A 22,917-nucleotide genomic window follows, 5' to 3' on the forward strand; every position below is an offset into this window, starting at 1 on the left:
GCTACGTCTTCCGTCGGTGGCGTTTCGGATCGCGAGTTTGCGCGGATCCAACAATTCAGGGATGGTCGGCGGGTGAAGTCGCGAGGACTGGGTGGCCGCCAGGTCAGGTTCGTGTGGCGGAACGGATATCAGGGGATGCCGGCGCCCCGGCGAGGCGCTTCCGGACGACCAAGCCGAGCCTGTGACCGCCCTGTGACGGTAGGCAGGCCAATGGAAGCACGGCGTGGAGATCGTTCACCCGGAACTCCAGTGGAGGCTCGGGGAGCCCGGCCAGGACGTCCGGGCGCTCGCCGGGCCCGCGCTGATGCGGGCGGGGTCCGTACCGGCCGAACCGACAGCGAGACCTGCGACTCCGAGATGACCGCCGAGCCCGACCTCGACCCCGACTCCGAGCCGGGGCCGGAGCAGCTGGGCTTCGGTGAGGTCGTGCTGGAGTACCTGGCCACCCAGGTGGACGCCGACCGCCGCACCGTGGCCGACTACCGCCGTCTCCATGCCGCGCATGTGGAGCCCGCCACTTTCCTGCTGCCGGGGGGGCCGGGCCGTCCGCCCGCTCGGCGGGTTGCCGGTCGGGCAGGCAGCCGCCTCGGACCACGTCGCCGACGGCAGCGCCAGACGGCCCGGGAGAGGGACGGCGCTCGGGCTGGGTAATGCGTATGTGGCCAGATGGCCATGGTGAAGATCATGTTGTGCCGCTTGGATGGGCCGGGTCCGGTCGCCGTGGCCGTGCTTTCGGCGTGGGAGACGAGCGGATGGGACCGCGAGCCCTCGGTGAAGATCACATTCCTGCTGCACAGCGCCTACGAGATGGGCGGCACCTTCCGGTCCAACATCATCCTTGCCAACCATCTCGCCGAGCGGCACCGGGTAGAGATCATCACGGTTCTGCGCAGTCGGGACGAGCCGTTCTACCCCATCGATGCCCGGGTCGGGCTACGCGCACTGGTCGATGTCCGCGACGGGGTCGGGCCGGGCCGGGTGGCCTGGCTGGACCGCTACCGCAGTCGGCTGATCTCGCGTGCCGACCCTCGGCGCCAAGAGGTTCCGCTCCGCGGTGACCCGCGGTTGTGGCGGGCGCTGCGCACGCTGCGGACCGACGTCCTGGTCGCCACGCGCAGCGGCCTGAACCTGCTCGCCGCCCGTTTCGCGCCGCGCGGTGTCGTGGTCGTCGGACGTGAGCACCGCAACTTCGGGTTCCACGACGAAGCCATGCTGGAGCAGATCGGCCGCTGGTATCCGCGGCTGGACGCGCTGGTGACCCGCACTGAAAGCGACCGCCGCGACTACGTCCGGATGCTGGGTGCTGCCGCGTCGGTGGTCGCGCTTCCCGGGGAACTGCCCGCGCGGCGGCGGCTGCGGTCCTCGCAGGACCAGCGGGTCATCGTGGCGGCCGGCCGGTTCGTCCGCGTCAAGCGCTACGACCGGTTGATCGTTGCCTTCGCCAAGGTGAAAGCGGCCCGGCCGGACTGGACCTTGCGACTTTACGGCGGCGGGTCGCTGGAGAACGACCTTCGTGCGCTCACCGTCAGGCTGGGGCTCAGCGCCGACGTGCAGTTCATGGGACCGGCCGACGACATCGAAACCGCGCTGGCACAGGCCTCGATCCTGGCGGTCAGCTCCGACAACGAAGGGTTCGGCAGAACGATCATCGAAGCGTTCGGCTGCGGCGTCCCCGCGGTCAGCTTCGACTGCCCGCGTGGCCCCCGAGAGATCATCACGCCCGGCCGCACCGGGCTGCTCGTCCCCCCGGGCGACGTCGACGCCCTGGCCGCCGCGCTGATCGAGCTCATCGACGACGAACCGCTGCGGCGCAGCATGGCGGCCAACGCGCTTCAGGCCGCCCGGCAGTACGACATCGACATCATCGGCGCACGCTGGGACGACCTCCTGACCGGGCTGGTGGCCGCCAAGAACAGCGCGGTGGCCGGCGCCGGTTCCCGTCGATGACCGACCAAGGGAAGGGTGAGCCGTGCAGGACTGGTCGATCGGCATCTTCGAAGGGCGCTCCCCACTGGACCTGCGGCCGGCCACAGGTGTCGCCAACCCGGTGCTCACCCGCGCCGACATCCACGACCTCGACGCGGCCTTCGTGGCCGACCCCTTCGCCCTGCGCGTGGGCGACCGGTCGCACATGTTCTTTGAGATCTACGACCGCGCCACCGGTCGGGGACGGATCGGTCACGCCGACAGCGCCGACCACCGCTCCTGGACCTACCACGGCGTGGTCCTGGCCGAGGACTTCCATCTGTCCTACCCGTTCGTCTTCACCCACGCCGGGCAGATCTACCTGGTCCCCGAGACGCGACGCACCGGGCAGGTGCGCCTGTATGTGGCCGATCCGTTCCCCACCGGCTGGCGACTGGCCACGGTCCTGCTGCACCGGCCCCTGGCCGACCCCACCCTCATCCGCCATGAAGACCGGTGGTGGATGTACGCCTGCGGCCCCCACAACCACGACCACCTGCACCTCTTCCACGCCGACACCCTCTTCGGCCCCTGGACCGAACACCCGGCCAGCCCCCTGGTCTCCGGCGACCCCGGCAGAGCCCGCCCCGCCGGAAGACCCGTGCTCTGGAACCACCAGCTCGTGCGCTACGCCCAGGACTGCCGAGGCGGCTACGGCAGGAACGTTCGAGCCTTCACCGTCACCCACCTCACGTCCCATGACCACCAAGAAACCCAGACCCCCACCGACCCCTTCAACCACGCCCCGCCCCAACCCTGGAACCAAGGCGGAATGCACCACATCGACCCGATCCACCACAACGGACGATGGCTCGCCTGCGTCGACGGCTGGAGCACCGAATGACTCAGCCGCCACAAAACCGCACGCAAGGCGCGCTGCGGCACGCCCGAGTTCCCATGCCCCAGTAGTCTGCGCCCCCCGGCCGTGCGGAACCGGGTGCACTCACTCGCACCGTGCGCCTTAGAGGCTGGTGGCCGCGTGGACCTGGTTGAGGTGGATCAGGATGTCGTATGCCCGGGTGATGGCGAGAGTGGGCAGGGGGTCCTTCTTGAAGGACGAGCCGGCCTCGTAGGTGGGACGGGGAGCGTTCAGCCAGGTGCGGCCCGCGGCGGGCAGGGTGCGCAGGTCGAGGTAGTAGTCGCGGTAGCGCACCCGGTCCAGGGTGTACTCCTGCATGTCGGGGGTGGCGGCGGGGACCGTGACCTTGCTCCAGGGGCTGCCGAGGGTGGTCGCGGTGAGGAAGGAGCCGCGGTCGAAGGTGAAGCCGATGGCGGCGTAGTCCCGTCCGAGGGCCTCGCGCAGGAAGACGCCCTGCGTCGTCGGGTACATCACCGGGTCGGTGGACAGGTAGCCCACGTGGCCGTTGTGCGCCGAGAGCAGCATCTTGTCGCCGGTGCGACGGTGCCACCAGGCGGTGTTGTCGGCCATGGCCCGGTCACGCAGGTGCTCCGCTGCGGTGACCGACGCCGGGTCGGAGAGGTCGAGGGCGGTGAACGCGAACGTCTGGGCGATGCTGCGGGCGTTCTGCTCGGCCCATTCGTAGGCGTCGCCGCCGGCCCCCTTGTTCGCGGTGACCAGGTCGAACGCCTGCCGGGTGGTGGTGGCGTCGAGGCGGCGTTCGGCAACGGGTTTGCGCAGGTAGGCGAAGACGTCGTCCAGGGGCCGCAGGCCCGCGTACAGCTCTTCGAGGCGCGCGACGTCCCGGGGGCGGTTCGCGCGGACGTAGGAGAGCACCCGGTCGAAGACGGCGTCGCCGAGCCTGGGCGCCCCGATGTCGTTCCCCATGAAGTGGACCTTGCGGTCGGGGTGGCGGTCGTTGTGCTGCCGCATCCAGCTGATGAGGCTGACGAACTCCTCGCGCTCCCAGGGCGATCCGGCCAGAGCCTCCTTGGCCACCTGCCGGGCGTCGCCCGGTCCGCCCTGGACGTACTCGTCGATCCGCAGACCGGCCGTCCAGCTCAACTCCAGGGCGAAGGTGGTGAAGCCCTTCTCCTCGACGAGGTGTCTGAAGACGCGCTGCTTCATGGCGAAGAACTCGTGCGAACCGTGGGTCGCCTCGCCCAGCCCGACCACCTCGGCGTCGCCGATCATCGCGTCCAGCGCCCGCAGGTCGGAGGTGCCACCGCCCGGTTCCGTCGAGCGCAGCTGGTGGGCGGCGCGCTCCAGCGCGCGCAGCGCGGCGGCCTGCTGGTCCTTGGCGCCCTTGGCCGCGGCCGACGGAGCGCTGGTGTGGTCCGGCCCGTTGACGACGGCTCCGGCGCTGCCGGTCATGATGGTGGCGCAGACCGCGGCGGCGACAGCGCCGACGGCAGCGGTGCGGGCGGTACGGCGGCGCGGCGGCTTGAAGCTGAACACAGAAGGTTCCCTCTTGCTTGGTGGATCCGTATGCGTTCAGCCTCGTTGTCCGAAACCTGCTGCACCACCCGGGCAATAGGCCGGTCGATGGTGTAGCCAGCCCCCCTTCTGTACCGGGGAAAACGCGGGGCCCGAGGTGTGGCTGCCCGGCGAAGGACGCCCCGCTCGACACCCTCGCCGTCCGCCGTCCATGCCCCAGGACCCCACCGTCGCGCACACGAGTACGGAACGAGGCGGAAGCCCGCCGCCCTCAACACCGCTGGGATCACCCGGATCTTCGCCGGTAAGATCTCCACCCGCACTGGGTTCATCGTGACGCCTCCTCAGCTCGCATGAACTCTCGGCCCGGGAGCAGAACGCGCGCCGCTGTGCCCGGGAGCGCTGGTTGGCCCCTGTGAGCGGTAGCCGGCCTCATACAGCGCGCAGCCAGAGGCATGGATTTACGGGCATCGTGCCGAAAGTGGCACTTGTCTTCCCTTGAACGGTGGGGGACGCTGACAGCGAACGGGCTGACACTCGCCGTAATAGCGCTTGCTTCCCGGCGAGGCAGCCGGACCTGTCGGCCCAGCCAAAGGAGCGTTCGTCATGCCACCAGCAGCAGGCAAGGCCCAAGTGTTCGCCGACAAGGACTACCAGGGCGCCTCCGCGACCCTGGAGGAAGGCTGCTACAACTTCGGCCTGAACACCGGAGCGGTCGGGAACGACGTCATCTCCTCGCTGAAGGTCGCCGCCGGCTACGAGGTCACTCTCTACGCCGACTACAACGGCGAAGGTGCCAGCAAGACCTACACCAGCGACACGCCCTGGCTCGAAGGATTCAACGACACCGCATCCTCGATCCAGATCGCGGCCGCGGGAAAGACCGGGGAGTGGAGCCAGGGCTCCGGCTCCTCGGCAGAGACCGGCGACGACTGGTTCTACTTCGAGGACACAAGCTCTGCTTGATCAGGTTCGGCGTAGAACCGCAGGTGGGGAAGACCGTGAACTTTGCGGCGGGGAATTAGGGACCGTCCGCAGGCCCGGCCAGGTGACATCACCCTGAGACGAATCACGACGACAGCAGGCAGAGACAACCGCCATCCGCGCAGCTCATGGCGCCGTCAGATGGCAACTCAACTGAGCCCTTACAGACCGTGCCGACCAGCGCCGCCGAGCTGATCGACTACGTCCTGATCCGCGCCATGCTGCGGCGCCCCTCGGGCGGTCGCCGACGACCCCGACTACGCGGTCTGACCCGGCCGCGCGGCCCCGCCTCCGGGGGGCGCCCCCGTGGCAGGTGGACGCGGCGGCGCGCGTCTGGCGAATCTTTTGGACCACGGGAACGCCGTCGGTCACTCCTGCGGAGCGCAGGCCGTCGCACGGCCGCCGAACTCGCACGGCCCGAGCCCAGAGAAGTGGCAGCAGCGGCGAACGGGTGAGCGGCCCGGACCCTGGCGACCTGCTGGGGGCAGTGCGGACGCCCAACCCACAGGACGCCGCCCAGCTGAGCGCGCCTTCAGCCCACGGTCCGAAGAACGCAAGTTCTCATGCCTTCCGTCCTCTTCCCGGGTACGGGATGGCGTGAAGCGTTGGGGGTTGGAGTTGGTCAGGTGCCGCTGGAGGGGGTGGTGGAAGGCGGGGGGTGGCCTTCGCGGAGGATCTTCTGCCAGGTGCGGCGGTTGTAGACGCCGGGAGCGGTGGTGGCGATGAAGGTGGTGAGGAGGTCGGCGAAGCGGGTGGGGTCGTGGTGGTGGGGGAAGTGGCCGGCGCCTTCGAAGAGTTCCAGGCGGCTGCCGGTGAGGGATCGGTGGGCGATCTCGGCGTGGGAGGCGGGGATGATGCGGTCGCGAGTGCCCCAGATGATCAGCGTGGGCAGGTTGACGGCCAGGTAGCTGCGGTCGCGCATCGTGATGGCCTGGCCGCGGACGTCGGCTGCGGCGCGGATCGTGCGCAGGAACGCGCGGCGGGCCGTGGGGTCGGCGAACTGGGCGTACCGGGTGAGGACGTAGTCGAAGTCCGGGCCCAGTCCCGCGGCGCCGAGCAGCTTGACCAGCGGGGCCGCCGTCAGGACGGCGGTGCGGACCGGGGCGCTGGACAGCAGGACCAGCCCGGGCCCGGCGCCCGGAGCCGACGCCAGGCGGAACACCGGATGCACCTGCGATCCCATCCCGGCGCTCGCGACGAGCACGAGCCGCTCGCAGCGTTCGGGGAACTGGTAGGCGAACTGCATGGCGACGCCGCCGCCGAGGGAATGGCCGACGACCGTCACCCGGTCGACGCCCAGGACGGTCAGCAGATCGCGCATCCCGCAGGCGTACGCCGCGACGGCGTAGTCGGCGCGCGGTTTGGCCGATGCTCCGTGGCCGAGCAGGTCCGGTGCGATGACCGTGAACCGCTCGGCCAGCGCCTCGAAGACCGGTAGCCAGGTCTCCGAGCTGTCGGCGATCCCGTGGATCAGCAGCAGCGCAGGGCCGTCACCGGCCCTGCGGAACGCCCGCCGGTAACCATGGATGTCCCGGAACTCCAGCTCGCCGGTCATGCCCGCAGACTGGGCCGCGTTCGTTTCACCGCTGCGACGCCCACGTAAGCGCTCTGTTAGCTCCCAACCGCGATATTCGCCTGCCGACCGCGTCGACTCGCGGCGACTCGCGCCGCCTGGCCCCGGCTGCGGCTCGGCGCTTTCCCTCCTCGGCTTCACGACCTTTGACCAAGGCCGCGGCGACGATGAGGAACCTGCACGCTCCCCGAGGTCTGCTCATCCCGTGCTCTCGCTCGCAGCATGGACAGATCGGCCAGGCCACAGGCCAGAAGGGGCGGCGGCCCGATCACCCCCAAGGTTGGTGCCCGCCGATCGGTTCTCGCTGTTGTCGATGTTGCGCACCGAAAAGTCCCATTCCATCGACGATGCGCCACCTCGGATGGTCGGGGCGAGGGCTCCAGGCCGGGAAGCGCGGGTTCCCGTCCCTCGGTCCGGAGGGCGCAAAGCGGCCATGTCGTGACTACTTCTAGTAGTTACTTGGCTACGGAGAGGGAAAGTGAGGAGTGCGCCCGGATTCCGGACCCGAAGGAGAGACGCCCATGCGCAGGACCCTCGCCCTGGCGGCGGCCGCAGTGGCGGCGGTCGCGGCAACGACCGGCCCGCCCGCCTCGGCACGCGCTGCCGCTGTGGAGCATCACTTCAGCTGCAAGAGCTTCAGGGGCACCGTCCACTTCAAGTACGTGACGGGCCAGGACTGCGGGACCACGGGGGAGGAGTTCCTCAAGGACGTCGTCATCAGCGTGCCGAATCATCACCCGCCGCTCACCTTCACGTGCGCTCGCGCCGTGGTCCGCGACGCGCAGGTGAAGGGCGCCGACTGCCACCGCCAGGCCGGGTGAGGGCGTCCGCGACGCGGTGAGGGGACGTCGTCCAGGCGGCACCTCCGGTAGGGCCGCTCTCGCCCCGGGCCCGGCGCCCGGTCCGGGGCGAGGGTTCTGGAGGCGAGCGCGCGCCCCCCAGGCGGCCAGATCGGCGGGGTTCTCCCGAACGTGGCCCCCAGCCCCAGAGAGGAGCGGCCGGTTTCTGGACGGCGGTTTCGGGACGGTGTCGGTGCACGTCCGCTCGGGTGTCCGGGGAAGTGCGCCTTTCCAGACGGCCTACCCTCGGCCCGCCTCCAGATTCGCCCGCACAGTCTGGGTGAGCGAATCCTCAGCGTCCAGCACCCGCTCGTAGTCGGCCGGGGTGCGCTCCAACGGAGGATTCTCGCTTGAGGCGATGGGCGGCGCAGGGAAGGGCCCGCCGGCGGGCGGCGGGCCCTTCGCCTTCACCTGAGGCGGGCGGCGCCTTCAGCCGCCGCTGGCTTCTGGCGCCGATCGCGCGCTCAGGCGAACTCCTGGAGGACGGCGGTCTAGTTCTGCGCGGTGAGTTTGACCGTCAGGGAGTTGTCCTTGCCGCCGACCAGGGCGTTGATGACCGGGGTGTCGAAGAGGCAGCCCCAGGACACCTCGGGGATCTGGTACTTGGCGGTGAGGGTGCCGCCGGTAGCAGGGTCGAAGGTGCCCTGCGAGGTGAGGTGGAGCTGCGCGGGTTTGGTGGTCTTGCAGTCCGGGAGCGGGATGGGGATGCCGAAGTGGCCGGTCTCCAGGATCTGGATGTCGACCGCGCCGGTGATGTCGGCGGCGCCGGCCTTGACGGTGCCGGTGAAGTCACCGGCCTGGGTGATCTTGACCTTGATGTTGGTGGGCAGGACGCCGAACAGGTTGAAGCTGCTGCGCGCCTCGGGCAGGGAGATCTTGACCGAGGAGACCTGGCCGGTGTCCAGGTCGGCGTCGACCTTGGCGGTGGTCGGCGTGAAGGCGATGTCGGCGCCCAGGCCGGTGATCGTGGTCTGGACCGTCCCGCTGTAGTCGTACTCACGGGGGGCGGCGTGGGCGGGCTGGCAGACCAGGGCCAGCGCGGCGGTGGTGGCGAGCGCGCCGGTCGTCAGGCGCGCGGTGGCCGTGCTCGGGAACCGCATGTGCGGAGACCTCCGTGGACGGGGGTGGGTGGCGGCCGGAAGGCGGACGCGAGGGACATGCCGAGGGACATTCCGAGGGAAGCGCGCCCGCCTCCGCCGCCTGGGCGAGCCACAGTCTGTACCACACACTGCATGGTTCACTAGAGTGCCAGTGAGCATCCGCCGTCAGGCGATGGTCACGCAGTGACAAGTGAGGACGGTCGTCTCTCGTACGCCGATTCATCCTCAGCCGCCGGCCGCGCTCCGCCCGGAACGGAACGAGCGCGTTCTGCGCGTCCCGCGCCGGCAGGTCGTGCCGCTGCGTGAGCCGTACACTGTGGCGCTGAGTCGGGGATCTCGCGGCCGAGGGCCACGGGCGGGCAGCGGCCAGGTCGAAGCAGGGAGCGCGTTCAACGACATGACACGCAGCACGGTCATCGACCAGGTCACTGATCACATCGCCCGCCAGATCGCCTCCGGCCAGCTGGAACCGGGCGAGCGTCTGCCGTCGATCCGCCAGCTCGCCACCGAACACGGCGTCAACCCCAGCACGATCCAGTTCGTGCTGGCCCGGCTGCACGCCGCGGGATTCGTCGAACCCCGCCACGGTGTGGGCGTCGTCGTCCGCGACATCCAGCTCTACGGCGGCGTCGAAACTTGGAGCTACCTGCTGCGCCTGTCCCCGCACCTTCCAGACCTGGTGCTGCGCAGCGTGCAGGAGATCCTCGACACCTTGCGCATGTTCTACGACACCACGCTCACGAAGATCGAGGCCGATCCCCGGGCGTACGACCCTGCACCCGTCCGGCGTGCCCTGCAGCGCCTTCAGCACCTGGCGGCCCGCGACGACATCAGTCCGGCCGACACCCACAAGGCCGTCCTACAGGTGCTGCGCACCGGCCTGGCCGCCGTCAACGGAAGCATCGCCCTCGCCGTCCTCAATTCCCTGGGCGCCATGCTCGGCGAGATCCCCCAGATCCTTCAGGCCTTGTACGCCGACCCGGCCGAGCACCTGTGGTGGTGGGACCAGATGATCACCGCGTGGGAGACTGCTGACACCCGCTCCGCTCGCCAGGCGCTCACCCTCCTGGACGATTTCCACACCCGAGCCCTGCAACGGCTGGACGCCCTCCTGACCGCCGAGACGCCGACCGGACCGCCCACCAGCGGTTGAGGACGCCTCCCCGGGGACGCGAAGGACGACGCGAGCCGGACCCTCCTGGTCATCTCGCCGGCGCGGCCGCCCGGTACCGGTCAACGGCCCTCTTCGACCTGACCACAAGGTCGACCGAGACCGGGCGGCTGCCCGCCCTGCGTGGAGCAGCCCGGGGATGCGGCGCGGACATCGTGTGCTGCCGTGCCCGCACTGCCTCGGCCGCGACGGCTGGCCTCGGCGCGTACCGGCCCGAGCACTCTCGCCAGGGGCCCACACGACAGCCGGGTGCGAGGTCATAGGGCACCCGCTCAGCCTGGCCGCTAGGACGAATACGAGCTGGTCAGCGCCGTCCGCGCCCGCGACTGCCAAGCCCGCTGGTCGGCCTTGGCCTCGGCGACCAGGGCGCGCAGCGTCGGCTCGTCCCACCACCGGATACACCACCTGCCGCACCGTGTCGTCCGGGTCGTCCGGGTGTTGCAGGGCGGCCTGGGCGATGGAGACAAGCTTGGAGTTCTTGCCGTGTCCCCAGCACGCCTCGGTGAACATCGCCTGTTCCACCCGCCGCTCCGCCTTGGTGTCGACCTTCGCGATCAGCCCGATCGGCAGGTCCACCAAGGCGTCAGTGATCTCCGAGGCGCGCCACACCAGCGCCGCCCCCAACGTCAACCGGGTCTCGGATGGGTTCGCCGCGAAATCCGACGGGTGCGACGCCGATGCCCACGCTCGCCAGGCGGCCACCAGCTTGTCGGAGTACCCGCCGAACAGATCCGCCGCGAGGCCCACCGCCTCGGCCCGGCCGAGTTTGACGATCTCCTCCAGCAGCGTCTCCAGCCCCAAGCCGCGGTCGCCCGACGTGACCCGGTCGCCGGCGCCACCATTTTGCATTCCGGCCACGGAACGCAATTCACTTCGTTCGTGTTCGGGAAGCGGCTCCGGGACGCAGGGCTACTCGGATCGATGGGCCAGTCTCGGAATGCTTAGCCCGGTCGCCTACGAGGACCAACACCACGCCCGGCAGGCTGTCACGGCTGACCCATCTCACCCGAAACGGCCGTGCTACGGGGGGACCTCAGTCCGCCCTCGAACGCCTGCGGGCGGCGTGAGGGATGAGGGCGCTCCGAAGGCTCAGTGGGTTCTCAATCCGAGGCGCGCTCTTGGTCGGGGACGCGGCTTGCGGGTGGGAGGCCTGCGAGCGCGGTGTGGCCGCGGTAGTGATTGTAGGTGTGCAGGTCCACTCGATCGTGCCTTTCGACGACGCGACGGTCTGCGCCGCCGTCCGCGGCACCGGCCGCGCCGTCGTGGTCGACGAGGCCGCCGGATTCGCCTCGGTCGCTTCCGTGATCGCCGCCCGGGTGACCGAGCGAGGACGACCGTCCACCGCGTCGTCTCCTCGCTCGTGCGCCGCCCAGCCCGCGACCGCGGCCTGCGGCTCGCCGACATCGTGCCCACGGGCGCGGACGGCCTGATCACGCGCGCCGACGTCCTGCGCGCCGCCGCGGCCATCGCCAAGCCGGGAACGCCCTCCGCGCAGGGCGAGCGCCGGACGCCGCTCAACGGCTTCCGCAAGTCCGTGGCCGCGTCGCTGTCGCGCGGCAGACGCGAGGTCCCCGAGGCGACGGTCGGGGTCAACGTCGACGCGACCGCGCTGTGGGAAATGGGCGAGAGCCGGCGCACGCCCACCGACCCCGGTCCGGGCTGCTCGCTTACCTCGCCCGCTTCGTCGTCGCCGGACTGCGCTGGTAACCGGTGCTGAACCCGCGCTTTGACACCGAACGCGACGAGATCGTCGAGTACGACCACATCCACCTCGGTCTCGCCGTCCAGGGCCGGTGCGGCCTGGTCGTCCCGGCGGTGCTCAACGCGCGCGCCCTGACCACCGACGACCTGGACGCGGCCGTCCGCGACGTCACCGGCCGCGCCAGGGAGGGCCGCTCCATCCGGGAGGAACTCGCCGCGGGCACCTTCACCCTCAACAACTACGGCGGCTTCGTGCGCTTGGTCGCCGACGCCATCGAGAGCCCCTCGTCCCTGCTACGCAGGATCTGACCCGACCGGGCAGGCCGCCGCGGACAGCCCAGCCCGGCCGCCGCGGCGTCGTGCCCTCCACCCCTGCGTTGACCGCGTCACGGGCGAGTGGCGACCAGCAGATCCACCACGTAGGTCTCCTCCACCGTCTCGTCAGGGAAGACCGCCTGCAGACGCCGACGCTCCTCGTCCAGAAAGGCCCGGTTGGCGTCCTCACCGAGAACCAGGAACGCCGAGCGGCTGCTGATGTTGGCGAGGTGGGTGTCGAGGGAGACCCGCCGCTGCCAGCGTATGTGCCGACGCGCGACCCGCAGTCCGGCCAGGCCCGCGCGCCGGATGGCCTCGCCGTCGCCGAGCCGGACCGCCGAACGCGCCGGTATCCCGCAGTGCCGTGCGATGCGCGCGTGCTGGTCCTTGATCCACGGCACGTCGAAGGCGGTGGTGTTCCACCAGATCGCCAGCGCCCCGTCGGCACGCAGCACGCGCAGCGCTTCGGGGACGGAACGGGAGGTATCGGTCCACTGCCAGGACTGGGCGTAGGTGATGAGGTCGTGCGAGCCGTCGGCGAGCGGAAGGGCGTTGCCGTCTCCTCGAACGATCGGCACGTCCGGCAGCGTCCGTCGGAACTCCGCGGCCATCGCCTCCCCGGGCTCGACACCGATCACCCTCGCGCGTCGCTCGCGCAGCAGCCCGGACGCGATGCCGGTGCCCGCGCCGACGTCGGCGACGCGCAGCCCCGCGAGAGGCCGCCCCGCGCACTCCTCGACGAAGTCGAAGACCGCGGGCGGATACGAGGGCCGACTCGCCGCGTACCGCGGAGCAGCCGAGTTGAACGAGTGAGCTCGTGAGGCGCCGGTCATGTCCGCATCATCGCGCAACCGAGGAGGACGACTCAGGAGTCGAGCGGCTTGATCTCTCCCGCGAAGACGATGACCTGGTCGATGAGGCCCCGTCGCAGGTGGACGACATCCGTTCCCGCCAGGCGGGGGCCTCCATCAGGCGTGGTGAACACCTACTGGTACCGGGCCCATTCGTCAGGCATGTCGACCGCTGAAGAGCGCGTCATCGTGCCCGTCCCCGCCGGGTGGCGCCGGAGATCCAGCACGAACCGCGCGACCGCGCCGATTCCCTCGCTGCGCCCCAGCGGCCCCCAGAAGACCACGTCGGAGGTCAAGGCCTGGGAGAGCAGGGCAGGCACATCGCCGTCGTCCGGTGCGTTGAACGCGGAGATGAACGTGTCGATCGCGGAGCGTGCGGCCTCTTCCTGCATGTCCCAGTAATACCAGCCGTTACGCGCGCGCTCGTCCCACGTATCGCACCCAGAAGGACAGCACGCACCGTGTTCCCGCCCAGGAGCAGCCCGAACAACCTCGCCACCCTGACGTCCAAGTAAGGGCTCTCCTGAAGGTCATGTCGATCGAGGCGGTACGAAAGGCGCGTGAGGAGCCAGCATGAAGCCCATTCGCATCCGGTGGCCGCACGCCGCTTACGGGACCGGGCCGACCTCTTTGCAGCCGCTGGGCGGGAGTCCGTGGGTGGTTTCGAGGAGGGCGGCGGCTTGGCAGGTTTGCTGGGGCGCGTAGAGGGCGTGTTGGAGTTTGTCGGCGTGGGGGTCGTGGTGCTGGCAGATCTGGTCGTGCCGGCGGCAGAAGCTGTGGACCTTGGTGGCGAGGGCGGCGGGGTACATCGGCCGCGGTGGGGCGCCACCGTATCGGGGGTCGAAGGTGCCGGCGGCCGTGGCGGTGTCGTGGGGATCGAAATGCACGTGCCGGATCCAGATCAGCAGCGACGACCGGGCCGCGTCCCTGACCGTCCAGGACGACGGCCACGGCGCGCCGCCGCATTTCGCCGAGTCCGGCCTCACCACCCTGCGCCACCGGGTCCGCGGCGCGGGCGGCCGCATCGACGCCGCCAACCACGCGGCGGGCGGCTTCGAGGTCGCCGTGGAGATCCCCTTGACCCGGCCCGAGGACGGGCTGCGATGAACACCGTCCGCGTCCTGCTCGCCGACGACCAGCGCCTGTTCCGCGAAGCCGTCCGCAGCCTCCTCCGACTCCAGCCCGGCATCGAGGTCGTCGCCGAAGCCGCCACCGGACGCCAGGCCCTCGACCAGATCAGCGCCCACGATCCCGACCTCGCCGTCCTGGACATCGAGATGCCCGACGGCGACGGCCTGCACACCGCCCGGACGCTCCAAGAGCACGGCGCGCGGTGCAAGGTGCTCATCGTGACCACCTTCGGGCGGGCCGGCTACCTCCAGCGGGCGATCGACAGCGGCGTGGTCGGCTTCATCCTCAAGGACGCCTCCGCCGACGCCCTGGCCCACGCCATCCGCCGCTGCGCCGAAGGCCACAAGATCATCGATCCCGGCCTCGCCGCCGCCGCCCGCAGAACCGGCCCCAGCCCCCTCACCCCACGCGAGCGCGAAGTCCTGCGCGCCACGGCGGGCGGCGCCACCGTCCCCGAGATCGCCGCACTGCTGCATCTCTCCCAGGGCACCGTCCGAAACAAGATCAGCAGCGCCATCGCCAAGCTCTCCGCCCGCAACCGCACCGACGCCCTCCGGATCGCCACCCGCAACGGCTGGCTCTGAACGCCGGAGCCGCACCCGCACCGGCTCCGCCCCGATCGCACGTCCGGTTCGGGGTCGGCGCCCGTCGGACTGAGGTTCTTCACGCCTTTCCTGGCAGGTCCGCGCCGCTGGGTGGGGCGGGTCGGGAGGATGTTCATGCTCGGCTCGGTCGAGTGGGCGCGCGGGCAAGGCGCATGGCCCTCGTCGGCTATGGCCCGGGTGGCCGGACTTCGTGACGATGCCTCTAGCTGGCCAGGGACTCTTCCTCGATCCTTGAGGAGGGGCCATGCGTGAACGTGGGAGGCGCTTCGAGTGCCCGCGGGTGAAGGTGCACGGGCACATCGGCTGGGTCTTCGCCGACGTCCTAGCTTCCGGCCCGCTCGTCGGGCGTCGGTGCGGATGCGGCGCGGGCGAGCAGGTGGTCGGCCGCCGTCTGGGCGCCGTCGCGGCTGATCGTCGGTGCGACGGCTCGGGCGGCCGGGGCGGCGTCCAGCGCCCGGGCGAGGGCGTCGCGCAGGTCGGCGGCGGGCGGGACGGACGCGCCCAGTCCCAGCCTGCGGACGCGCTCCGCGTAGTAGTGCTGGTCGAACATCTGCGGCAGCACCACCTGCGGCGTCCCGGCGCCGGCGGCGACGGTGGTCGTCCCCGCGCCTCCGTGGTGCACGACGGCCGCCACCCGGGGAAACAGCGCCTGCTGGTTGACCTCGCCGATCCCGAGGCAGTCGGACGCGTCGGAGAAGTCGGTCAGGTCCGCCCAGCCGCGCGAGACCACAACGCGGCGGCCGAGCGCGCGGGCCGCCTCGAGCATCGTGGCGGCGATGCCGTCCGGGGCGCGCGTGCTGCCGAGCCCGAAGTAGACCGGCGGCTCGCCCGCCTCCAGGAACGCCTCCAGCTCGGGCTCCAGCGGACGGTCGTCGTCAAGCAGCCATGCGCCCGTCTGCAGAACGTCCAGCCCGGATGCACCGGACATGTCGCTCGGGCTGGCCCCAGCGGGCAGGTCGCGCGGCTCGGGCAGGCCGGGCGGCTCGGGTAGGTCGCGCGGGTCGGGTAGGTCGCGCGGCTCGGGCAGGTCGCGCGGCTCGGGCAGGTCGCGCGGCTCGGGCAGGTGGCGCGGGTCGGGCAGGTCGGGCAGGTCGCGCGGGTCGGGCAGGTCGCGCGGGTCGGGCCAGGGCGCCAGGGTCGCATCGGCCGCGAGCCACGGACGTCCGGTGAACAGGTGCGAACGCACGTCCTCAACCGGCGTGAGACCAAGCCGCTCGCGCTGGGCGTTCAGCGGATCCCGCCACAGCGCGTTCCACCGCTGCTCGTCCTCGGCCCAGAGCGCCGCGGCGTCGACCGGCCCGTCCGTACGGCTCTGCCCGAGCATGCCGAACACCGGCGGCGCGTGATGCGGGGACGGCAGCGTGATCGGCGCGAACGCCGCGTACACGTACGGAACGCCCAGCGCCTCGGCGACCGAGTGGGCCGCGATCGCCAACGCGCCGCCGCCGACCACGGCGTCGCATCCGCCCGCCGCCGCTGCGCCGACGGCCCGGAACTGCTCGGCGACCGTCCCCTCGATCATCCGCCGTCGCTCCTGCACTGTCGGGACCGACCCCCTGGCGGCCTTGGCCGTCCCTTTCACCTCCGGCCCCACCGGTACGTACTCCACCCCGAGCGACTCCGCCCAGACCTGGAAGTCCGGCGGCGCGCACACCACCGCGTCGTGCCCGAGCGCGCGCAGCCGCACCGCCAGCGCGATCACCGGCTGGGCCTCGCCGCGCGAACCGACCGTCGACAGCAGGAACCGCATGCCGATCCCCCTTCCGCGCGCCGGTTCTCGGCGTGCGAGCAGCGATTCTCCCCGCTGACCAGGCTCTTGCCGCAAGCCCCCGTCCACGCTAGACACTGAAGTGGGGAGGAGAATTCGCCATCGCAGCCAGCCAGCCAGCCAGCCAGCCGCCCGGCCTGGCCCGGCGCATGCATCCCTGAAATTCTTCCGTCGACGGTGTCGGATCGCGGCGACCGGGTTCGTGGAAGTGGTGAGGCCGCCCGACGGGGGCGGCGCCGAACCAGGGAGCACCACCCATGAGCGCGACCTTCACCGTCGACTACTTCTGCAGCCTGGACGGCTACGGCATGGCCCAGGGCTGGCCGGGCTACTGGGGCAAGGAGGGCCCGGAGGTCCGCCAGGACCGCGTGCAAACCTTCGCCCAGGATCAGGTGCTGGTGTTCGGCGCGACGACGTTCCGGCAGTTCCGCGAGTTCGTGGGGAAGTTCGACGAGCCCTACTTCGACAGCCTGACCGAACTGCCGAAGCTCGTGTTCTCCAGCACGCTCCAGGAACCGGGATGGCACAACTCGACGATCCTAAACGAGGACGCCGTGACGGCGGTCGAGCGACTGAAGCGCACCACCGACGTCCCGATGCGCTCGCACGGCAGCGTCTCGCTGAACCGCGCGCTGCTCGCCGCCGGGCTGGTCGACCGGCTCGAGATCCTCATGTTCCCCGCCGTCTCCGGACGCGCCGGCCGGGCGGCCCTGTTCCGGGACGGCGCGGAATTCGACCTGGAACTCGTCGAGTCGACCGTCCTGGACGGCCGCACCCACAAGCTGGTGTACATCCCGCACCTGCACGGCGAGATCCCCGCCGGAGCCGGACCGCGGCTCCGGACCGCAGGCTAGGTTCCCTTCGCGGACTCTGGCGGCGCGCCCCCGGCCAGAGGAAGATCGACGCAGCGGGCCGGTGCCCTGGACGGCGCACCGTCACCCGGGACGTGTGCCCCGAGCCGAGCGAGGCGTGACATGACTTCCATCGTGGTGGACGGCGGGCGCCCGCTGGGGCCGGGGGCCCGGCTGGCGGGATGGGGTTTGGAGAAGGCGTGGCGGCTCCCGCCGCGCCGTGCCCGGGTGAAGGTGCGGCGCGCGGTCCGCGTGCCGATGTCGGACGGGACCGTCCTGCTGGCCGACCACTACACGCCGCTCACCGCCGGGCCCGCCGCGACGGTCCTGGTGCGCTGCCCCTACGGCCGCAAAGCGCCCTTCAGCGTGCTGAACGCGCAGCTCCTCGCCGAGCGCGGCCACCAGGTCCTGCTCCAGAGCTGCCGCGGCACGTTCGGGTCCGGCGGGAAGTTCGAGCCGATGCGGCACGAGATCTCCGACGGACGCGACACCGTGGCGTGGCTGCGCGAGCAGGACTGGTTCGACGGGCGGCTGCTCACCTACGGCGCCAGCTACCTCGGGTTCGTCCAGTGGGCGCTGCTGCGCGACGACCCGCCGCCGGAACTGCTCGGCGCGGTCGTCCAGGTCGGCCCGCACGACTTCAGCCGGTCCGCCTACCGGAACGGGGCGTTCGACCTGGCCAACTTCCTCGGCTGGAGCGAGATGGTCGGCGGCCAGGAGAGCCCGAACCGGATCCGGCACGGCCTGCGGACCCTCCGCCCCGCGGCCCGCCTGACCGCGGCCGTGGCCGGATCGCCGCTGCGCGCCGGCGCCCGTGCCCTGCTCGGCGACCGCGCCCCCTGGTTCGAGAGCTGGCTGGACCACCCCGACACCACCGACCCGTTCTGGACGCCGCTGCAATGCGGCGACGCGCTCACCCGGACCAGCGTGCCGACACTGCTCGTCGGCGGCTGGCACGACATCTTCCTGGCCCAGACCCTCGAGCAGTACCAGGTGCTGTCCTCGCGCGGCGTCCCGACCCGCCTCCTCGTCGGCCCGTGGACGCACGAGCAGGCCGTCATGAAGGCGGGCACGGTCACCGCCGAGAGCCTGGACTGGCTCGACCGCTGCCTGACGTCCCCGCCGCGCGGCCACTCGGCCCGCATCTGGACGGGCGGAGGTGTCGGCTGGCAGGAGACCGACTGGCCCCCGCAGGCCGACGGGCGACGCTGGTACCTCGACCCCGCTGGAGCGCTCTCCGCCGAGCACCGGGCCGGCGATCCCGCGGTCTTCCGCTACGACCCGTCCGACCCGACCCCGTCCGTCGGCGGAGCGATCATGCTCCAGGGCGGCGGCGCCCGCGACAACCGCGTCCTGGAGGCCCGCCCCGACGTCCTGGTCTTCACCGGCCCGCCCCTGACCGCACCCCTGGACGTGCGCGGCGCCGTCACCGCCCAGATCGCCGTCACCCGCGACAACCCGCACGCCGACCTGTTCGTCCGCCTGTGCGACGTCGATCCCCGAGGCCGGTCCCGCAACCTCTGCGACGGCATCCTCCGCCTGACCGGGGACGACCCCCTGGACACCGTCGTCACCGTCGACCTGCTCGCGACCGCCCACCGTTTCGCCCCCGGCCACCGCCTCCGCGTCCAGGTCAGCGGCGGCGCCCACCCCCGCTTCGCCCGCAACCCCGGCACCGGAACCCCGGACGCCACTTCCGCCGACCTCCGCCCCACCACCTACCGAATAGCTTCCACCTCCCACCTCGTCCTCCCCACGACCAACTGACACCAGAGGCGCGCGGTCAGGCGTCGTCGAGGACGCGGTGAAGGGCTGTCCGGCCCGCGGCACCCCAGCGGTTCGACGATGCCCGCGAGCGTTCCGCCCGAGACGACGACGTCCGCCGGGTGGAGGTCGCCGTGCCCCCATACTGGCGGGCCCTGCCACGCCGGGGCCGCGACAGCGTCGTCCCGGACGGCACGACCTCGGCAGCGGGATCGGCTCGGGGAGCCACCGCCGCTCTTCGAGCTGGTGCTCCGGGATGGGATCCATGCGCTGCACGCCGGCTCGTCCCCGAGACGCCACATCTGGTCGCCCCAGCCGCCCGCCACCTCGCGGACGGCCAGCCCCGCGAGGTCGGGGTGCTGCTCCCGCAGCAGGTCGCGGACCAGGTCAGCGGTGATCACGATCCCGGCGGCCGTCATACGAAGCCCCAATACTGAGGCGGCCTAGCGGGTCGGGGGAATGAGAGAGGCAGGTGGGGGAGACAACCCGAAGTATGAACCTGCCGACCTGGTTTGCGATCGCCGGCGTCCTGGTGTGGGCCGGATACGAGATCCTGCTCCGCCGCCGCGCCGATGCCGACGCGGCGGACTGGCACGGTGGCGAGAGCGACCGGCGCAGCACGCCGCTGCTGATCCTGTCCTATGTGCTCGCCGTCGTACTGGTCATCGTGCTGGGCAGCGCCGGGATCGGCACCCTTCCGGTGGCGGTCCAGTGGATCGGCGTCGCCGTGGTGGTCTGCGGGCTGGCACTGCGCGCGTGGGGGATGGCAACGCTCGGCAGGTTCTACACCAGGACGCTTCGTGTGACCGATGACCAGCGCGTGGTCCAGGACGGCCCCTACCGCGCCGTCCGGCATCCGGGATACGCGGGAAGCCTGCTGGTGTGGGCCGGGTACTGCCTCGGCGTCGGCAACTGGATCGCGTTCATCGTGGTGACCGCGCTCATGGTCCTCGCCTACTCCTACCGGATCAGGTCGGAGGAGCGAATGCTGACCGATACCTTCGGCGACGCCTACCGTGAGTACCAGCAGCACACCGCGCGGCTCATCCCCTTCGTGTTCTGACCAGGTCGGCGCGGCCCTCGGCCGGGCGCTCGGCCTCGGGCTGATGACCCTGGTGACCTGCTGCCATGCTCGTCCAGTCGGCTCAGGTCCTCGCGCACAGCACGAGCACCCGCAACGCCGGGCGTCCGACCGCCGCTGAAAGTCGTGACGTCCATCCCGTCGGCCGGTGCCTGGATGACGATAGTCCTGCCGAGAAACCACGACCCGCCCAGCCCCAGAACCCGCTTGGGCGGGGCTGAGTCAGGTCGGCATCGTGGGCACGGGCGGTGGGTGCGCGGTGCGCTGGCGGTTGGGGGCGCTAGAGGGTGTTTGAGAAGGGTCAGGTCGGGGTGCCGGTGATGCGGTGGAGCAAGGTCATGCTCATCGCCAGGTAGATGAGGTTTTCGGAGGTGGCGGCCAGGTACTCGTAGTCCTTGGACAGGCGTCGGTACTTGCCCAGCCAGGCGAAGGTCCGCTCAATCACCCACCGGCGCTGCACCAGAGCGAACCGGGGAACCGGCGGCGGGGGTGGTGTCCCGGCCTTGGCCCAAGTGCCGCGACGGCCACCATCTCGGCGCGTCACGATCTCGATGGTGATGTCGAGGTGGTCGCGTACCCATCCGATGAACTCCTGCCCGCGATAGCCCTGGTCGGCCCACAGGTGGCCCAGGCGCGGGAAGCGATCGCAGCTTCGGGCCAGCAGCACTTTGGCCCCGTCGCGGTCGCTGACATCTCCCGGGCTGACGCAGGCCGCCAGCACGATGCCGAGCGTGTCGGTCAGCAGATGCCGCTTGATCCCGGGCACCTTCTTGGCCCCGTCGTACCCGTGCCGGCCGCCGCGGTCGGTGGCACGCGCGTGCACGCTGAGCTGGTGGCCGGACGAGGTGAGCCGGTGAACCACAAGCGGGTCGAGCGGCTGATGCGCCAGGCCGGGATCCAGGGGATCCACCGGCGGCGCGGGCGCCGCAACCTGGTCAACACCGCCACGGCCGAGGATCTGGTGCAGCGGTCGTTCACCGCCACCGCGCCCGACCGGCTGTGGTGCACCGACATCACCGAGCATCCTGCCGGTGACGGGAAACTGTACTGCGCCGCCGTGCTGGACTGCTTTTCTCGAAGGATCATCGGGCATTCCATCGACGTCCGCCAGAACACCGAACTGGTGGTGAACGCGATGGCGGCAGCGGTCGCCCGTCGTGACCCGGTCGCCGGCGCAACCATCCTGCATTCCGATCACGGAACGCAATTCACCTCGTTCGTGTTCGGGAAACGACTCCGCGACGCAAGGCTACTCGGATCGATGGGCACGATCGGCGACTGCTACGACAATGCCATGATGGAATCGGTCTGGGGAACGTTGCAGATCGAGCTCCTCGATACCAAGAAATTGGCAACAAGGGCGGGACTGGCGGCGGCGGTGTTTGAATGGATCGAGTGCTGGTATAACCCGTTCAGAAGACATTCCAGCCTCGGAATACTCAGCCCGGTCGCCTACGAGGACCAACACCACGCCCGGCAGGCTGCCACCGGCTGACCCATCTCACCCCAGATGGCCGTGCTACGGGGGGAACCTCAGGACTCGTTGGATGATGAGCGTCGTGGCCTCGAATCTTGCCGCCTGGTGGAACGAACTGGTGACCGCTGCTGACCAGGAGGGCCTCGGCTGTGCCGATCCCGCTCGAACATGGGTGCCGCCCACTCTGGGCGGCCTTGTGCGCGCGGTCAGGTTTACGAGCCTGGCAAGGCTGTATCCGTTCACCTCGCATGCGGTGCTCTGTCTGAGTGACAGCGCCGATTTCTGGCAGGCAAGGCCTGGCGGCGGACAGATAGCACCCGCTTTCGTCTCCCGGACACGTCAGCACGGTTACCTGGTTTGGTCGGGAATCGCGGCCTACGCCGATCGGGCTGAACTCGTGACCACAACGAGGACCCCTGACGCTGCCGCCGTTGCGCTAGAGCACCTGCTTGCTGACTGGCCACGCAGAAAAAGCCCACGATTCGTAGCAAGCTGAGGATCGCGGTGTCAGCGACGGTCGTGGCGTCGGCGGGCGGCGCGGCTCTCGCTATCGGCGAGGAGCGTGGAGAACTAGGTGGTCTCGGTGGAGGCGTGGCCGAGGCGACGGCGGACCACTTTGATGGGGACGCCGCCCTGCATACTGACTTGCAGATTGGCCGAGCAGCCGGGATCCTCACCGGGTGGCCGCCGCGAACGCTTCCAACGGACCTTCGCCCCTGGATCGGCTGATCGGCGACATTGACTGGGCGCATCTCAAGGTCATGATCGGCCCCTCCCAGGGCTGCCCGACCGTCCCGGAGCTGTTCACCACTCTCCGGCACGGTGCAGCACCGGTCAGGTCCCGCGCGCTGTATGACCTGAGCGAGGCGATCAACCATCAGAACTCCATCGCGGAGGCAACCGCCCCGGCGCTGATCACAGTCGCGGCACTGTTGACCGATCCGGACACCGATCGGGTGACGCTGCCCACCATCCCGCACTGGACTGACTCGCCGATACCGCTACGGGCCGGGCTGCTACTGCTCATGGCCAGCGTCCTCAACGATGTCGGTAACGAAACCGAAGCGGCCACACTCCGTCACGGATTCACACTGAGCCGTGAAGCGCTGCAAGTCCGCGCGATCCGTCCCGCGCTGATCCCGTCCGTGCTGCTGCTCCTGGACGACCTCGACGTGCAAGTACGCGAAGCCGCCGCTTTGGCGCTTCTGCCACTGGCGCAGGACCCCTCGCTCACCTCCCAGCGCGAGGCGCTGAACGAGCGGGCAAGTGCGATCCTGGCGAGCAGCGCCGATCCTCATCGTCGCAGGTTCGCCGCGCGTGTCCGCGCAGAGCCCGCAGATCCTGCTGCCGCAGCCGACAAAGGGTGCTGCGACGATCCACTCTTCTGACGCCGTGGGCGATCACTG

General features: G+C 70.6%; 22 protein-coding genes and 1 pseudogene. 15 read left to right on the forward strand and 8 right to left on the reverse strand.

Translation table 11 applies throughout. The annotated features are described in order from the left end of the window. Positions 1 to 234: 234 nt before the first annotated feature. Positions 235 to 495 carry a hypothetical protein gene (locus ACFPCY_RS22885; protein ID WP_378258273.1) on the reverse strand — a complete coding sequence of 87 codons (261 nt, stop codon included), beginning with the start codon at positions 493 to 495 and terminating at the stop codon, positions 235 to 237. Between the two features lie 171 nt (positions 496 to 666). Between ACFPCY_RS22885 and ACFPCY_RS22890 the strand changes: the two genes are divergently transcribed. Continuing rightward, a complete protein-coding gene (locus tag ACFPCY_RS22890) occupies positions 667 to 1,947 on the forward strand; it encodes a glycosyltransferase family 4 protein (protein WP_378258275.1) in 1,281 nt (426 codons plus the stop codon). Positions 1,948 to 1,969: 22 nt separating this feature from the next. Next, positions 1,970 to 2,809, forward strand: coding sequence for a glucosamine inositolphosphorylceramide transferase family protein (locus ACFPCY_RS22895; RefSeq protein WP_378258277.1), 840 nt, complete (start codon positions 1,970 to 1,972; stop codon positions 2,807 to 2,809). Between the two features lie 117 nt (positions 2,810 to 2,926). Here ACFPCY_RS22895 and ACFPCY_RS22900 read toward each other — a convergent pair whose 3' ends face one another. Further along, on the reverse strand, positions 2,927 to 4,321 hold the full coding sequence (locus ACFPCY_RS22900; RefSeq protein ID WP_378258279.1) for an erythromycin esterase family protein: 1,395 nt from the start codon (positions 4,319 to 4,321) through the stop codon (positions 2,927 to 2,929). A 585-nt stretch (positions 4,322 to 4,906) separates the two neighbouring features. On the opposite strand from ACFPCY_RS22900, the gene ACFPCY_RS22905 reads away from it, so the two are divergent. Next, positions 4,907 to 5,266, forward strand: a complete 360-nt coding sequence (locus ACFPCY_RS22905) for a hypothetical protein (RefSeq protein WP_378258281.1) — start codon at positions 4,907 to 4,909, stop codon at positions 5,264 to 5,266. 640 nt (positions 5,267 to 5,906) lie between these two features. On the opposite strand, the gene ACFPCY_RS22910 is transcribed toward ACFPCY_RS22905, so the two are convergent. Beyond that, the gene (locus tag ACFPCY_RS22910) at positions 5,907 to 6,839 is read right to left on the reverse strand and encodes an alpha/beta fold hydrolase (RefSeq protein ID WP_378258283.1); all 933 of its coding nucleotides are present in this window, start codon (positions 6,837 to 6,839) and stop codon (positions 5,907 to 5,909) included. Between the two features lie 539 nt (positions 6,840 to 7,378). Here ACFPCY_RS22910 and ACFPCY_RS22915 point away from each other — a divergent pair. Beyond that, positions 7,379 to 7,678 carry a hypothetical protein gene (locus ACFPCY_RS22915; protein ID WP_378258285.1) on the forward strand — a complete coding sequence of 100 codons (300 nt, stop codon included), beginning with the start codon at positions 7,379 to 7,381 and terminating at the stop codon, positions 7,676 to 7,678. A gap of 509 nt (positions 7,679 to 8,187) precedes the next feature. On the opposite strand, the gene ACFPCY_RS22920 is transcribed toward ACFPCY_RS22915, so the two are convergent. After that, positions 8,188 to 8,796: a hypothetical protein gene (locus tag ACFPCY_RS22920; protein ID WP_378258286.1), complete on the reverse strand. Its 609-nt coding sequence runs from the start codon at positions 8,794 to 8,796 to the stop codon at positions 8,188 to 8,190. Between the two features lie 397 nt (positions 8,797 to 9,193). Here ACFPCY_RS22920 and ACFPCY_RS22925 point away from each other — a divergent pair, with 397 nt between their 5' ends. The 4 genes from ACFPCY_RS22925 to ACFPCY_RS22940 all read left to right on the forward strand — a co-directional run bounded on the left by ACFPCY_RS22925 (position 9,194) and on the right by ACFPCY_RS22940 (position 11,977). Next, entirely contained in the window at positions 9,194 to 9,949 is a 756-nt protein-coding gene (locus ACFPCY_RS22925; RefSeq protein ID WP_378258288.1) for a GntR family transcriptional regulator, read from the forward strand. A gap of 1,223 nt (positions 9,950 to 11,172) precedes the next feature. Continuing rightward, a complete protein-coding gene (locus ACFPCY_RS22930) occupies positions 11,173 to 11,397 on the forward strand; it encodes a transketolase C-terminal domain-containing protein (RefSeq protein ID WP_378258290.1) in 225 nt (74 codons plus the stop codon). Further along, positions 11,328 to 11,684, forward strand: a complete 357-nt coding sequence (locus ACFPCY_RS22935) for an E3 binding domain-containing protein (protein WP_378258292.1) — start codon at positions 11,328 to 11,330, stop codon at positions 11,682 to 11,684. Before ACFPCY_RS22930 ends, ACFPCY_RS22935 begins: the two co-directional genes overlap by 70 nt. Beyond that, positions 11,678 to 11,977: a 2-oxo acid dehydrogenase subunit E2 gene (locus ACFPCY_RS22940; RefSeq protein WP_378258294.1), complete on the forward strand. Its 300-nt coding sequence runs from the start codon at positions 11,678 to 11,680 to the stop codon at positions 11,975 to 11,977. Before ACFPCY_RS22935 ends, ACFPCY_RS22940 begins: the two co-directional genes overlap by 7 nt. A gap of 77 nt (positions 11,978 to 12,054) precedes the next feature. Here ACFPCY_RS22940 and ACFPCY_RS22945 read toward each other — a convergent pair whose 3' ends face one another. Together ACFPCY_RS22945 and ACFPCY_RS22950 are read right to left on the reverse strand one after the other, a co-directional pair. Then, on the reverse strand, positions 12,055 to 12,816 hold the full coding sequence (locus tag ACFPCY_RS22945) for a class I SAM-dependent methyltransferase (protein WP_378258296.1): 762 nt from the start codon (positions 12,814 to 12,816) through the stop codon (positions 12,055 to 12,057). Between the two features lie 32 nt (positions 12,817 to 12,848). After that, positions 12,849 to 13,226: pseudogene (locus ACFPCY_RS22950) on the reverse strand (nuclear transport factor 2 family protein). Positions 13,227 to 13,692: 466 nt separating this feature from the next. Here ACFPCY_RS22950 and ACFPCY_RS22955 point away from each other — a divergent pair. Together ACFPCY_RS22955 and ACFPCY_RS22960 are read left to right on the forward strand one after the other, a co-directional pair. Next, positions 13,693 to 13,941, forward strand: a complete 249-nt coding sequence (locus tag ACFPCY_RS22955) for a sensor histidine kinase (RefSeq protein WP_378258298.1) — start codon at positions 13,693 to 13,695, stop codon at positions 13,939 to 13,941. Next, positions 13,938 to 14,549, forward strand: a complete 612-nt coding sequence (locus ACFPCY_RS22960) for a response regulator transcription factor (RefSeq protein WP_378258300.1) — start codon at positions 13,938 to 13,940, stop codon at positions 14,547 to 14,549. The genes ACFPCY_RS22955 and ACFPCY_RS22960 overlap by 4 nt, the downstream gene beginning before the upstream one ends. A gap of 343 nt (positions 14,550 to 14,892) precedes the next feature. Here ACFPCY_RS22960 and ACFPCY_RS22965 read toward each other — a convergent pair whose 3' ends face one another. Then, entirely contained in the window at positions 14,893 to 16,320 is a 1,428-nt protein-coding gene (locus ACFPCY_RS22965; protein ID WP_378258302.1) for a glycosyltransferase, read from the reverse strand. A 275-nt stretch (positions 16,321 to 16,595) separates the two neighbouring features. Between ACFPCY_RS22965 and ACFPCY_RS22970 the strand changes: the two genes are divergently transcribed. From ACFPCY_RS22970 to ACFPCY_RS22980, 3 genes are all read left to right on the forward strand, one after another. Beyond that, positions 16,596 to 17,192: a dihydrofolate reductase family protein gene (locus tag ACFPCY_RS22970; protein WP_378258304.1), complete on the forward strand. Its 597-nt coding sequence runs from the start codon at positions 16,596 to 16,598 to the stop codon at positions 17,190 to 17,192. A gap of 120 nt (positions 17,193 to 17,312) precedes the next feature. Beyond that, positions 17,313 to 18,956 carry a CocE/NonD family hydrolase gene (locus tag ACFPCY_RS22975; protein WP_378258305.1) on the forward strand — a complete coding sequence of 548 codons (1,644 nt, stop codon included), beginning with the start codon at positions 17,313 to 17,315 and terminating at the stop codon, positions 18,954 to 18,956. A 490-nt stretch (positions 18,957 to 19,446) separates the two neighbouring features. Beyond that, positions 19,447 to 20,016, forward strand: coding sequence for a methyltransferase family protein (locus tag ACFPCY_RS22980; RefSeq protein WP_378258306.1), 570 nt, complete (start codon positions 19,447 to 19,449; stop codon positions 20,014 to 20,016). 319 nt (positions 20,017 to 20,335) lie between these two features. Here ACFPCY_RS22980 and ACFPCY_RS22985 read toward each other — a convergent pair whose 3' ends face one another. Beyond that, positions 20,336 to 20,857 (reverse strand): transposase, encoded by a 522-nt coding sequence (locus ACFPCY_RS22985; RefSeq protein ID WP_378258308.1) that lies wholly within the window; start codon positions 20,855 to 20,857, stop codon positions 20,336 to 20,338. A gap of 30 nt (positions 20,858 to 20,887) precedes the next feature. Between ACFPCY_RS22985 and ACFPCY_RS22990 the strand changes: the two genes are divergently transcribed. Both ACFPCY_RS22990 and ACFPCY_RS22995 read left to right on the forward strand, forming a co-directional pair. After that, entirely contained in the window at positions 20,888 to 21,529 is a 642-nt protein-coding gene (locus ACFPCY_RS22990) for an IS3 family transposase (RefSeq protein ID WP_378258309.1), read from the forward strand. 662 nt (positions 21,530 to 22,191) lie between these two features. Continuing rightward, positions 22,192 to 22,899 (forward strand): hypothetical protein, encoded by a 708-nt coding sequence (locus ACFPCY_RS22995; protein WP_378258311.1) that lies wholly within the window; start codon positions 22,192 to 22,194, stop codon positions 22,897 to 22,899. Positions 22,900 to 22,917: the final 18 nt, after the last annotated feature.

This window comes from Actinomadura gamaensis (assembly GCF_042652125.1).
In the GTDB taxonomy this organism is placed as follows: domain Bacteria; phylum Actinomycetota; class Actinomycetes; order Streptosporangiales; family Streptosporangiaceae; genus Spirillospora; species Spirillospora gamaensis.